The sequence below is a fragment of the Lactobacillus sp. YT155 genome (genome assembly GCF_030504545.1).
GTDB lineage: Bacteria > Bacillota > Bacilli > Lactobacillales > Lactobacillaceae > BQUT01.
The window spans coordinates 49,735-62,663 of sequence record NZ_JAUKWP010000005.1; the positions used below are offsets into that span (position 1 = coordinate 49,735).

General features: G+C 35.1%; 14 protein-coding genes. 2 read left to right on the forward strand and 12 right to left on the reverse strand.

The window, feature by feature from the left end; translation table 11 throughout:
* Window position 1: 1 nt before the first annotated feature.
* From Q2T76_RS06575 to Q2T76_RS06600, 6 genes are all read right to left on the reverse strand, one after another.
* Window positions 2-667 carry a DUF1700 domain-containing protein gene (locus Q2T76_RS06575; protein ID WP_302084737.1) on the reverse strand — a complete coding sequence of 222 codons (666 nt, stop codon included), beginning with the start codon at window positions 665-667 and terminating at the stop codon, window positions 2-4.
* A gap of 2 nt (window positions 668-669) precedes the next feature.
* Window positions 670-975 carry a PadR family transcriptional regulator gene (locus tag Q2T76_RS06580; protein ID WP_302084738.1) on the reverse strand — a complete coding sequence of 102 codons (306 nt, stop codon included), beginning with the start codon at window positions 973-975 and terminating at the stop codon, window positions 670-672.
* Between the two features lie 74 nt (window positions 976-1,049).
* The gene (phnE, locus tag Q2T76_RS06585; protein WP_302084739.1) at window positions 1,050-1,838 is read right to left on the reverse strand and encodes a phosphonate ABC transporter, permease protein PhnE; all 789 of its coding nucleotides are present in this window, start codon (window positions 1,836-1,838) and stop codon (window positions 1,050-1,052) included.
* Window positions 1,838-2,626, reverse strand: coding sequence for a phosphonate ABC transporter, permease protein PhnE (gene phnE, locus Q2T76_RS06590; protein WP_302084740.1), 789 nt, complete (start codon window positions 2,624-2,626; stop codon window positions 1,838-1,840). Before phnE (Q2T76_RS06590) ends, phnE (Q2T76_RS06585) begins: the two co-directional genes overlap by 1 nt.
* The gene (gene phnC, locus Q2T76_RS06595) at window positions 2,619-3,398 is read right to left on the reverse strand and encodes a phosphonate ABC transporter ATP-binding protein (protein ID WP_302084741.1); all 780 of its coding nucleotides are present in this window, start codon (window positions 3,396-3,398) and stop codon (window positions 2,619-2,621) included. The genes phnE (Q2T76_RS06590) and phnC overlap by 8 nt, the downstream gene beginning before the upstream one ends.
* Before the next feature lie 86 nt (window positions 3,399-3,484).
* A complete protein-coding gene (locus Q2T76_RS06600; protein ID WP_302084742.1) occupies window positions 3,485-4,420 on the reverse strand; it encodes a phosphate/phosphite/phosphonate ABC transporter substrate-binding protein in 936 nt (311 codons plus the stop codon).
* 291 nt (window positions 4,421-4,711) lie between these two features.
* On the opposite strand from Q2T76_RS06600, the gene Q2T76_RS06605 reads away from it, so the two are divergent.
* A complete protein-coding gene (locus Q2T76_RS06605; RefSeq protein ID WP_302084743.1) occupies window positions 4,712-5,692 on the forward strand; it encodes a GMP reductase in 981 nt (326 codons plus the stop codon).
* Between the two features lie 11 nt (window positions 5,693-5,703).
* Window positions 5,704-6,162, forward strand: coding sequence for a nucleoside 2-deoxyribosyltransferase (locus tag Q2T76_RS06610; RefSeq protein WP_302084744.1), 459 nt, complete (start codon window positions 5,704-5,706; stop codon window positions 6,160-6,162).
* Window positions 6,163-6,204: 42 nt separating this feature from the next.
* On the opposite strand, the gene Q2T76_RS06615 is transcribed toward Q2T76_RS06610, so the two are convergent.
* From Q2T76_RS06615 to Q2T76_RS06640, 6 genes are all read right to left on the reverse strand, one after another.
* Complete coding sequence (locus Q2T76_RS06615) at window positions 6,205-6,675, reverse strand: GNAT family N-acetyltransferase (protein ID WP_302084745.1); 471 nt, start codon at window positions 6,673-6,675, stop codon at window positions 6,205-6,207.
* Window positions 6,676-6,690: 15 nt separating this feature from the next.
* Window positions 6,691-8,445, reverse strand: coding sequence for an ABC transporter ATP-binding protein (locus Q2T76_RS06620; RefSeq protein ID WP_302084746.1), 1,755 nt, complete (start codon window positions 8,443-8,445; stop codon window positions 6,691-6,693).
* Between the two features lie 28 nt (window positions 8,446-8,473).
* Window positions 8,474-9,013, reverse strand: a complete 540-nt coding sequence (locus Q2T76_RS06625; protein ID WP_302084747.1) for a MarR family winged helix-turn-helix transcriptional regulator — start codon at window positions 9,011-9,013, stop codon at window positions 8,474-8,476.
* Window positions 9,014-9,118: 105 nt separating this feature from the next.
* Window positions 9,119-9,775, reverse strand: coding sequence for a hypothetical protein (locus Q2T76_RS06630; protein ID WP_302084748.1), 657 nt, complete (start codon window positions 9,773-9,775; stop codon window positions 9,119-9,121).
* A gap of 15 nt (window positions 9,776-9,790) precedes the next feature.
* A complete protein-coding gene (locus Q2T76_RS06635; protein ID WP_302084749.1) occupies window positions 9,791-10,426 on the reverse strand; it encodes a DNA alkylation repair protein in 636 nt (211 codons plus the stop codon).
* A 63-nt stretch (window positions 10,427-10,489) separates the two neighbouring features.
* On the reverse strand, window positions 10,490-12,763 hold the full coding sequence (locus Q2T76_RS06640) for a YhgE/Pip domain-containing protein (protein ID WP_302084858.1): 2,274 nt from the start codon (window positions 12,761-12,763) through the stop codon (window positions 10,490-10,492).
* Between the last annotated feature and the right edge of the window lie 166 nt (window positions 12,764-12,929).

Genomic DNA, 12,929 nt, shown 5'->3' on the forward strand with positions numbered 1-12,929 from the left:
ATTATTGTCCCTCCTTGGTATTGTAATATTGCTTATCAAAGAATTTGCGACCAATATATTTCACGAATTTTACGACTGCCTCTATAAGTGCCTTCATAACGAAGTAAACACCTGGTGCAATCATTAATCCTAGAGTTCCTATTATTAAGCCAGTTCCTAGATAGAATAGCCCAACCGGAAGTGAAGAAAACATTGTAAAAATTCCTGTAAATACTGCAACTATTCCTCCGATAACAAATCCAACTATTGTTCCAAGGAAACCAACAAATAATCCAAAAATTGCGGCAAATATGGCCATTAAAAGCCCAATTAGTCCAATTGCTAATGGAATAGCTGAGGGAATTGCGAAAAGTCCTAGGATAATAATCCAAATAACTCGCATCGAGTTGTTACTCGGTTTCTTAGAGTCTTTCTCTTTTTTAGTCACTTTTTCCGTCTTTGTTTCAGACTCTTCATCAAATGAGATCGAATAGTCAGCCAAAATTTTTCTTGATAATTGCTTTGGTGTACCCAAGTTCTTTACGATTTCACTTTTAGATTCTGGAGTCGAATCTAAGATATACTCGGTATAAAATTCGATTATATCTTCTTGTTCGTTTTTACTAAGACTACTAATATACGATTTTAATTCGCTAATATAATCTTCTATAAATTGTTGATTTTCCATCTTTATCCTCCCAGTATTTCATTGGCTGATTTTGAAAAATTCTGCCAGTCCTGTTTTATTTCCTTTAATCTTTCTTCCCCAGAGTCAGTGATCTTATAATATCTACGATTACGTCCTTGATATGGTTGGTCATACGTTTCTAAATAACTGTCTTTTTTGAGTCTTCTTAAAACCGGATAAATCGTCGACTCAGAGATATCGAATTTTTCTTGAAATCTTTGAGTTAGCGTATATCCATACAAATCTTCTTTAGTTAAGAAAGCCAACATCGATCCATCAAGGACTTCGCTTGGAATTTGAATTGCCATAACTTTCTCCTTTCCAATATTATATTTCATATAGTATTATATAAATAAAAAAAGATGTTTGTCAACATCTTTTTCTAAACTAATTTTTTTCTTAGAATTCCTGAGATAAAGTCAATCGCTGTAACCATTACTATGATACCGATTAGAATGATTCCCACTCGACTCCAAGAACGAGTTTGAATCGCAAAAATTAATGGTGTTCCGATACCACCAGCTCCAACCATTCCTAAAATCGAAGCCGAACGAACAGCAATTTCAAATCGATATAAAGTTAATGAGAGAAATTCTGGTAGCACTGTCGGTAACGTTGCAAAAAACAACACTTGTGAGTGATTACCACCAGCACTAGTAATAGCTTCACTAGGTCCGTAATCTGCATTTTCCAGTGCTTCAGAGAAGAGTTTACCAAGCATCCCAATCGAATGAATACTAAGCGCTAAAACACCCGCAAAAGCTCCAGGACCGACCGCTTTGATGAACATAATTGCCAAGACAATTTCTGGAAAGGTTCGAATAATTGTTAGAACAATTTTTCCAGTCTGGCTTCTAAACTTACTACTATTCTTTTTAATATGCGCTGCCCAAAAAGCAAATGGCACACTTAGTATGGCCGAGATGAAGGTTCCTAAAAAGGCAATCGCTAGAGTTTGAATTATTAAGTTAACTAAGTCTTCGCCACTACCATCGTAGGTATAGGCCCAGTCAGGATTAAACAATCCACCAAAAATTGAATTAGTAACTTCGCCGGCTGAATCCTTAATTCCCGAAAACTCAATTCCGGAAAAACTCCAGACATAAATTGCAATGATGATTACTCCCCAAATCAACCAATTGTATTTAGGGTTTTTAATTATTTTTTTCATTATCTTAATTTCTCCCTTAATACATTACTTAATGTGTCAATGATTAATACCACCACAAAAATAGCAATAATAATCACGGCTGTTTGATCGTATCTAAAGGAAGATAATGATCTTTGCAAGAAGACACCAATACCACCAGCGCCTAGATATCCTAAGATAGTTGAAGCACGAACATTGATTTCAAAAGTATACAAGAAGTAACTGATGAATTGATTGATTACCTGTGGCACAATTGCAAAAACAATTACCTGCATTTTATTTGCTCCACTAGTTGTTAAAGCATCAATCGGTCCAAAGTCAATGGTTTCAATCGTTTCATAGAAGAGTTTAGAAATCATAGCAAATGAGAAAACTGTCAAAGTTGCCACACCGGCAACTGGTCCAATACCCACAATCGCAACAAATAATGCTGCTAATAATAAGTCAGGTAAAGTTCTCATTAAATTAAGGAAGAATCTGATTACACTGGTAACATATTTATTTTTAATAACTGTTCTGGCAGCAATAAAGGAGAATGGTAATGCGATTAAAGTTCCTAAAGACGTTCCAATAACTGCCATTTGAATAGTCTCAAGAAGTGGTTGAATGATGTAGCGGCTGTAACCCCAATCAGGGTTTACCATTTGTTTTAATAGTTCAAAAAATTGTGAAATATTAGAAACTAGTAAATCCAAGTTCACTCCGGTGATGATTGAGCTTCCAATTAAACAAATTAGGAAAACTACCAACCAAAAAACAAATACCAGATGAAATCTTTGGACTATTGTTCTTTTTGGTATTTCATTCATTAACTGCCTCCTTTGGCGAAGCAGTCTCACCGTTATAAATTTGATCTAAATCAACTTCAGAAACTTCATTGATTTTCTTATCATAAATTAATTCACCAGCTCGTAATCCAATAATTCGAGTGGCGTATTTTTTAGCAAGTTCTTTCGAATGAAGATTGACCATTACCGTAATACCAAGTTCTTCATTGATACTCTTTAGGTCGTCTAGAACAAGCTTAGTAGTTAATGGATCTAACGATGCAATTGGTTCATCAGCAAGAATTATTTTAGGATTTTGGATTAAAGTTCTAGCAATGGCAACACGTTGTTGTTGTCCACCAGATAATTGATCGGCACGGGTATAAATTTTTTCAGCTAGCGAAACTCTCTTTAAAGCATCAACAGCATTTTGTTTATCTTCTTTAGAGAAGAGTCCAAAAACACTCTTGAATGTCGAATAATATCCTACTCGACCAGACAAGACATTGCGTTGAACACTCGACTGCTTAACTAAATTGAAGTTTTGAAAAATCATCCCAATACTACGACGAAGTTCACGCAGACTCTTTCCTCTAGCTTTAACTATTGATTGTCCATCAATTAAAACATCACCTTCACTGATAGTTTGAAGTTGGTTAATTGAACGCAGCAAAGTACTTTTACCAGCTCCTGACAATCCAACGATAACGACAAATTCGCCAGGATCTACCGTTAAGTTAACATCCTTTAATCCTAAAGTTCCATTTGAATAAATCTTCGATACATCTTTAAATTCAATAATTGACTTGCTCATTTTGTTATATCCGCCTTCTTCGAATAAAAGCCGTTTATCAATTAATAAACGGCTTTTAGCTTGCTATTTGACTGAAGTGTTAAAAATTATTTGGTTAATTTTTTAACATCTTTATTGTATTGTCTCATCAAATCAAAGTTACTATCTTTTGATTTTGTGTATCCTTCATGTGAATAGATTTCTGAGACAATCTTGTGTCCTTTTTTAGTCTTAGCAATTTTAATAAATGCATCTTGAATCTTCTTTTGCCATTTTGTTGACATATCTTTTCTTACAGAAATTGTGTCATTTGGAATTGGTTTTGTAAAGTATAGTGGTTCAACTTCGTCCATGATATTAGGAACATCTTTTTTAACGATGTTTCTAGCATCTTCAAAGACGAAAGCTGCATCTGTATCACCATTTAGAACTGACATTACACCTTGGTCATGTCCCTTAACTTGAACGGTTTTGATACCATTCTTGTTAACGTTGATTCCCTTTTTCAACAATTCCACAGCGGGGAAGATAAATCCTGAGGCTGAAGTAGTATCTTGAACGGCGATCTTCTTACCTTTAAGATCTTTAACACTCTTGATATCACTACCTTTTTTAACAACGATCATTGATCTATATTTATCAACTAATTGTTCACCATTTTTTCCACCTGGTTGAACAATTTTGTAACGTTGAGCTTGAAGTAATACCTTAGTTCCGTTTTGTTTATGAGCCATTACGTAAGCATCTGGTGGTAAGAACCCAACATCAACTTGTTTTGAACCCATTGCTTCGACAATCGTATTGTAGTCAGTTGAAACACTAACTTTAACAGGAATGCCTAATTGTTTGGAAAGTAATTTTTCTAGTGGTTTAGCTTTTGCCTCCATCGTATCAGCTTGTGATGATGGAACAAATTGAACTTTTAATTCCTTTGGTTCGTATGAAGAGGCTGATTTTTTGCTGCCGCTAGTGCCGCAGGCTGCCAATCCAATACTCAAAATTAATGCAAATGATACTAGTAGAATCTTTTTCCAAATTTTCATCTACTTCGTTCCTCCTTTATTTTATAAATTTAGATTATTACAAAAAACGAACTTTATCAAGTTAAAATCTTAACAAAAATCGTTTTTATTGGTACGTTCCACTTATTAACCACAACATATTGTTGATTCTATTGGTTTCTTTGGCAAAACACGAACTATTTCGCAAAAATAAAGGTTGACTTTCGTTAATGATGAATGCTATATATAGATGGTAGCTATATAAGACATACAATATAATGTATCTACAAAATATAAGTTCGTCATGTAACATTCGACTTTAAGGAGAAACAGATGCAAGTATTTGATTATAATGACATTCAATTAATTCCCAATAAGTGTATTGTTCAAAGCAGATCAGAGTGCGATACCACTGTTACTTTAGGAAATCACACCTTTAACATCCCCGTAGTTCCCGCAAATATGCAAACTGTTATAGATGAATCTTTGGCAGAAAAACTTGCTCAAGAAGGATTCTTCTATATCATGCACCGTTTCAATCCTGAAAGTAGATTAAATTTCGTCGAATCAATGAAAAATAAAAATTTAATTAGTTCTATCAGCGTTGGTATCAAAGATGAAGAATTCGATTTCATTCGTCAGCTCGCTGATAATAAACTAACTCCTGACTATATAACTATCGATGTTGCTCACGGTCACAACGACTTAGTCATTCAAATGATTCATCACGTCAAAGAATTTCTACCTGATTCTTTTTTAATCGTTGGAAATGTTGCCACACCTGAAGCTGTTCGCGAATTAGAAAACGCCGGAGCAGACGCTACAAAAGTTGGCGTTGGTCCTGGTAGAGCCTGCATTACAAAGCTCAAAACTGGCTTTGGAACAGGTGGATGGCAGCTTAGTGCAATTAACTTATGTTCAAAAGCTGCCCGTAAACCAATCATTGCCGATGGCGGAGTTCGTTTCAACGGAGACATTGCTAAATCCATTCGTTTTGGTGCTAGCATGGTTATGATTGGATCATTATTAGCTGGTCATGAAGAATCACCTGGTGAATTAATTGAACAAGATGGTCAAAAGAAAAAAGAATATTTTGGCTCTGCTTCCGAGTTTCAAAAGAATGCTCACAAAAATATTGAAGGCAAAAAATTATTTATTGACTACCGAGGCAGTATCTTTGATACACTAAAAGAAATGAAAGAGGACTTACAATCAGCAATTTCTTATGCTGGTGGACGTGACTTGGATTCTATTCGCAAGGTCGACTATGTGATTGTTAAGAACTCTATTCTAAATGGTGACATCGATTATTAAGGAGAATTTGTATGAAAAATATTTATCTTGCCGCCCCATTTTTTAGTGATGAACAAATAGCTAGACGTGATAAACTTGCCAAATTATTAAATGATAATCCTTCAGTTGGAAACGTCTTTTTACCTGGTGAACACGAAGATGATCCAGATGCAGAGTTTGGGACAACCGAATGGCAATTAGCTACATTCAAATTAGATGTTAATCAAATGAACACTAACGATGTTGTTGTTGCAATACTCGATTATGAAGCTGTTGACACCTCAGACCCAGGAACCATTTGGGAATGTGGCTACTCATATGCTAACAACATCCCTGTCTTAGGAGTTCAATTTAGTGGTTCTAAGAAATTGAACTTAATGTTATCTATGAGTTTAACTGCTTTCTTTAACGGTGAAACTGACATCGAAAAAATTAAAAATTACGATTTTGATTTACTACAAACAAGATTCGCAGAATTTGAAGTATTTTAAGCAGTAAAAAGACCATCACTTGAAAGTGATGGTCTTTTTTTATTAAACTTCTTTTGAAAAAATCAAATCTGAACCTTCCTTTTTCAAGAAAGTAAATCCCGTTCGTTGAACTACATCAATACTTTTAGTGTTCTTTTCATTAATAACTGCACGAATGGTACTGACTCCAATTTCATCTTGAATCAATCGATTCAGTTCATTGACAATTTTCGTCATAATACCAAATCCTCGAGCATGCTTGTCTAACCAATAACCAATCTCGGCCATTTTAGTTTGTTTATCAATCTCATGAAAATCAAACAAGCCGACTATTTGGTTCTCATATTTAATGCAGTAGACTTCTTGTTTAGGATTTTTTTCAGCTTCAATTAAAAACTTCGTTTCATCATCAATCGATTTTGTCTGACTAATCCACGGAAACCACAAGGCGAATTCATCACGATTGTTTTGTACTAAGTCAAATATTTGGGGACTATCAATCAATTTTGGATGTTCCAAGGTTACTTTTTTCATAAGTTAATCTCACTTCTAATTTTGATTAAATTGGGTCTCTACATATTCTCGATATAGTTCATGATTCTTGACTAATTCACTGTGTTTTCCTGAACCGCTAACAGTACCATGCTCTATGAAGTATATTTTATCAGCATCGACAATTGTACTCAAACGATGTGCTATTACCAAGGTAGTTCGATTCTTCATCAAAGTCTCCAAAGCCTTTTGTACCATTGCTTCTGACTCTGAATCTAAACTAGCTGTTGCCTCGTCTAACATTAATATCTTAGGATCTCTCAAGAACGCCCTGGCAATTGCTAATCGTTGACGCTGTCCACCAGAAACTTTCACACCGCGAGTTCCAACTTGAGTATCCAAGCCTTCAGGCATTTCTTTCACAAATTGATCAGCATAGGCCAGTTTTAGAACTTCCCATAACCTGTCATCAGAATATTCCCCTTCCAAACCATAAGTTAAATTGTCTCTGATTGTTCCTGCCATAATGGCCGAATCTTGACTAACAAATCCGATTTGACGACGCCACTTTTCAAGTTTCACATCTTCAATATCAGTGTCACCTATTTTGATACTGCCACTCTTAGGTTGATAATATCGTTCAATCAGTGAAAAGATTGTTGATTTTCCACCACCAGAAGGTCCGGCAAAGGCAACTACTGTATTTGGTTTTGCTTCAAAACTAACATCAAAGAGAATCTGATTACTCTTGTCGTAGGCAAAATCGACTTTATCCATAGTTAACGTTTGTCCATCGACATCAACATCTTCACCTTTCGCAAAATCTTCTTCAGGTTCTAACATTAATTCCTGAATTCTTTCAGTTGAACCACTTGTTTTGGCTAAAGTTGTCATGAATTGTCCTAAAGTTGCAGCGGGTCCCATTAACTGGAATAAGTACATTAGGAATGAAAACATTGCCCCAATTGTCATAGTTCCATCGACAACTCGTGATGTTCCATAGGCCAGAATCCCTACAATAAGTCCCATCATTACTGCCATCATTACTGGACTGGCGATTGAATCATAAATTGCTTCACGTAACCCAATTCGATAGAGTTTGTCGACTTCATCTTTTCCTTTACCTATTTCAAATTCTTCGGCATTAGAAAGTTTAACTAACCGAACTTCACTAAGTGTTTCATCTGATTCACCACTAAATTCAGCCAAAGCATCTTGTCTAGCATGACCAACTTTTCTAGCTTGACGACTGATTGGAAGCATAACTGCCATTACTAGTGGTACAGCAATGAACATAATCAAAGTCATTCGCCAGTCCATAAAGAGCATCAAGACCAAGGCTCCAACAATGGAAAATAATGAAGTCACTAAACTAGGAAATGACCTTGAAAGCAAATCTTTGATTTGTGTTGAGTCATTAACTAGTCGGGAAGTCATTTCACCTGACTTAGTTTCGTCGAAGTAACTAATTCGTAGTCGAAGTAATTTGTTCCAAATTTTATTTCTTAATTTCTGAACAACATCTTCACCGAAGAATCCTAATAATGAACCAGAAACAGCACTGATAATCGCACTTACAATAAAGATTGCTATAATTCCGATTATCAGACTCCAATTCATTCCTTTTGAAAAACTATTAATCAAATTCTTGGCAAATTGGGGAACAACTAATTGAAAGCCAGTGGCAATTAATCCAGTTGCCAATCCAACATATAGTTGCCAATATTTTGGTTTAGTTTGCTTAATTAGTTGAAAGAAACTATTAAAGTTAAATTTTGTGTTTGATGGTTCCACTCTCATTGAATGTCTCATATATTTACCTCATACAATCTTGGTTTTGTTAAAACCAGTTGAATTTGTCCCAACGGCGATTATTTCCATTAAAATGATCAAAATGATGATGGAAATCTCTATCACGATCATCGAAGTCATGTTTATTTTTTACATTATCGGCAATCTTTTTTAACAATTGAGCAAGTTGTTTTTGTTCATCTTCACTCAAACCAGTTAAAATTTCTTCCGAAATAAGATCAACTTGTGAATCACCTTTTTTAATTCTCTTTTTTCCGTCTTCAGTTAAATAAATTAATTGAATTCTCTTATCAGTTTCACTAGCTTTTCTCTCAATAAAGCCTCTTTCTTCTAAGGCTTTAACTTGTAAGCTAACCGAACTAGGTTTGATATCCAACAACTCGGTTATCTCAGCATTGGTCAAACCATCATGTTGAGTCAACAAATTCAAAAGTCGATACTGCCCTCTTGTATTGTCATAATCATGACGCTTTCTCTTACCAACAACCATCCAAACCCCAGCCATGAAATATCTTGAATGCGCTAGTTTCGCAAATAGTTCCATAATATCTTGCGTTTTATCAGTCATAATTTATCTCCTTTGCATAAAAGTATTTAGTTAGTTTTATTTTTGCCTACCTAACAATTCAATAATATAACTCGTTAGGTTTTGGTTGTCAAGAACTAACTACTTTTAATTTCGATATTTTAAATTACGACAGATATGTTTATCAGCCCAACCGATTAAGAATCCTTGGAATATCAATGAAAAGACCGTCCCAACATTCACGGCTACTAAGTGACGATTAATTAAATAACAGATGAATATCACAATAATCGGTGGAATAAAACTAACAATTTGCGCGATACCAGGATTACCTTTGAAGTATTTAAAACGTAAAATAAAGGATAGATCATCATTAGGATGTAGAACCAGATTCACTCTTAAATAGATTGACACCGCAACTGCAATCAAAAAAATTCCGAAGATATCAATTATCACTCGCCAGATATAGGGAAGTTGAACAATATTCAAGTAATTCAAATACTTGGTCATGAATTGAACTAAATAACTAAATGGTGTAATGAAAATAAAATTGCCCAGCATTCTGCGCCAGTCAATTTCTCCAGCTAATATAGTATTTAAAACAATTACCAAAATTCCGTACACAAATAAGATATTACCCAAACTAATTTGAGTAATATCTGCTAAATTGGTTGCTGATGCCGTCCACAACGCACTCCCCATATTGGTAGAGATAGTTAGTGCATTGGCAAAAGAATTCAACAAAATTGAAAATGTAAAATAACCCATGATTTCTTTAGTAGATAATTTTGATTTTACTAACATACCTTTATTATAGACTTATTTAAAATGTTTGGTGGCCTCTTTTGTAGCAAAAGGTGTAGTTTTATGAGTTTCAACAAATTTTGCCACCCATTCTTGATCGGTCTTTGCATATTCTCTGAGCGACCAACCAATAGCTTTTTGAATGAAAAATTCATCGGTATCAATATCTTCATCAATCATCATGGTTAGATAATCTAGATTGGTTTTCTCTTTAAAACCTAGTTGTAAATCAATACCAATACGACGAACCCAAAAGTTTTCATGGTTAACAAATACTGCTGCGACCTCATCAAATTCATCTGGATGAAGTTTCACGTATTCGGTAAAAACTTTTCTCCAAGCATCAATGCTATCCCACCACGTTTTTTCTTGAGCTAATTTTAAGAACACCTGCAAGTCTTTTTGACTCCATTTTTTCTTAGCTAACACTGCCAAATCAATTGCTACATACTGATATTCACGTGCTGATTGTGCATAGTAATTTTCAATCTCTGTTAAAAGTTCCTCGGCTGACCAAGTTTTTGCATCTTGCCAAATCGAGCGAACAATTTGTTTTCTTTGAACCCCATCAACTCCATTAAAAGAAAACTGATTGCGCATATATTGAGCCATTTTGTCTTGTTTTTCGGGATTGACCGGAAGAGTAATCATAATATTCTCGCTTTTATTTATTTCTTTACATTATAACAAATAAAAAAAACACTCTTGCGAGTGTTATTTTTCTAGTGCTTGTAATTTTTGATTATCATCTAATTGTGATTCGCCACGGTTACCGTGTCTTTGTAACCAGTCCATACCTAGCCACAATAAACCAAGGTTAGCAATAATGAACAATACTAGCACACCGATTGATTGTGTGACTTGTCCACTTCCAAGTCCGGAAGAAATTGCTTCACGGAATCCTAGAGTTGACCAAGTCATTGGTAGGAATGGATGAATGAAGTTATAGAATCCATTTGTTACTTCCATTGGGAAGGTACCACCGGCACCACCAAGTTGAAGCATCAATAGAATCATAGCTACAAAACGTCCAGGATTATCAAAGGTCATTGATAAGAACATCACGATTGCCATTGAAGCTAATGAGAAGGCAATGGAGATAGCAAAGAATTGACCTGGATGATCGATTTGTAATCCAGCTACCATCATTAATGCTGGTTCGATAACAGCCATAGTTACAGCTACTAATCCACCAACAGTAATCTTGCTTAAGAACCAAGCGGTTGATGACTGACCTTCCATTGAAACTTTTCTAATTGGGAAAGCGAAGTTGAAGACAATTGCCCCAACATACAATGCTAACGAAAGCACGTAAGGTGCTAAAGCATGTCCGTAATTGGGAACGTAACTGTAATTTTCATGTTTCAATTTTGCTGGAGCAGCAAATTGATTTGCTGTTTTGTCGGTTAGTTTAATTGAATTAATCTTCTTAGCACCATCACCTAATGAAGTAGCAAGTGTCTTGTTACCATCATTAAGTTGACCAGCTCCGCTATTTAAAGCTCCTGAGTTAGCAGCTAATTGACTGGTACCACTAGCTAATTGATTAACCCCTGAGCTAAGTACTGGAATCTTAGAGTTCAATTCACCGGTTCCACTAGCTAATTGATCTGAACCATTAGCAGCTGTAGCCACACCATTAGTGTATTGAGTTAATCCATCTGATACTTGTGATGAGCCATCTTTCAAAGTAGATAGTCCTGAGTCTAATTGATCCATACCGGGAACTAATTGATTATTAAGCCCGTTTTGAATATCACGAAGACTTTGCATCATTGAAACAGAACCATTAGCAGCAACCTTCAATTGATCAAATTCAGCATCTGTAGGCACTTGAGCTTTCAAACCATCAACAATTGTCTGTGCTGTTTGAACCGCTGATTGTTTAAGTGCTGCAGCAAGTACTGCTTTAGCGCGATTTTCATCAGTGAATGTAGCTCCTCCACCCAATGGAGATGGAGCTTTCAACAACTTCATTTCTTTTTCAGCATCTGCTGTAAAATCACGATTTTGAACTTGCGTAACAATGCCATCTAATTGTCCAACAGCAGCTTGGATAGTATCAATCTTCGTTACTAGTCCTTGATATCCAGCAAGTGCATTGTTGTAGTTAGCATCTGATGAAAAATTAGGATTGGTATTTAATTGATTTTGAATTTGTTTCAAACCACCATCGATTTGTGAACTACCAGCTTTAAGTTGGTTAACACCTGAAGTAAGTTGACTTGCTCCTGACATAAGTTCGCCATTTTTACTTGCTAAGGTTTGAAGTCCATTATTAAGTTGACCTGCTCCATTATTTAATTGAGCCACACCATTAGATAATGGCACAACACTAGTTTGCATGGTTAAAACACCATCATTAACTTGATCAACACCCGATGTATAAACATTCAAACCATTTACCAAAGTATTGGAACCATCACTAAGTTGTTTAGCACCATCAGCAGCTTGATTAAAGCCATCACCAGCAGTTTCAACTTGTTTGAACATAACTTTAGAATAAGCTTTTGTTACTGCTTCTCTGATTTGAGTATTTAATTCTTTAGCTCCTACTTCAGAGATAACTTGTCCAATGTAGTTCAAAGAATCATTAGTCTTATATTCAATTTGCATCTTCTTAGGATTCTTATCTAAGACAGTTGCAGCATTAGCTGAGAAGTCTTTAGGCAAGGTGATAGTAGTGTAATATTTCTTATCCTTCATACCTTGCTTAGCTTCTTTAGCTGAGACAAACTTCCAACCTAACTGGTCGTTCTTCTTCAATTCTTTAACCATGTCATCACCGGCGTGCATTTTCACCCCTTGATATGTGACGGGTTGATCTTGATTGACCACCGCAACTGGCAAATGTCCAGTATTTCCATATGGATCCCAAACGGATTTTAAGAAGAAAATACTATATAAGAATGGAATAAACACGATGGCAAATAATGAAATCATCATTAATTTGCTTGATCTGATAAACTTAAATTCATTTTTAATCATTTGCATTTTTGTACAACTCCCAAGTATTAAATCTACTTTCTTTTATTAACTCGACTAGCTTAATTCATTTTAAATCAAAAAACAAGTCATAATACTTAAAAATTATGATTATATTTTGATATTATGTTGAAATATCAATTTTTGATAATTGTTTTCTGAAAAATGA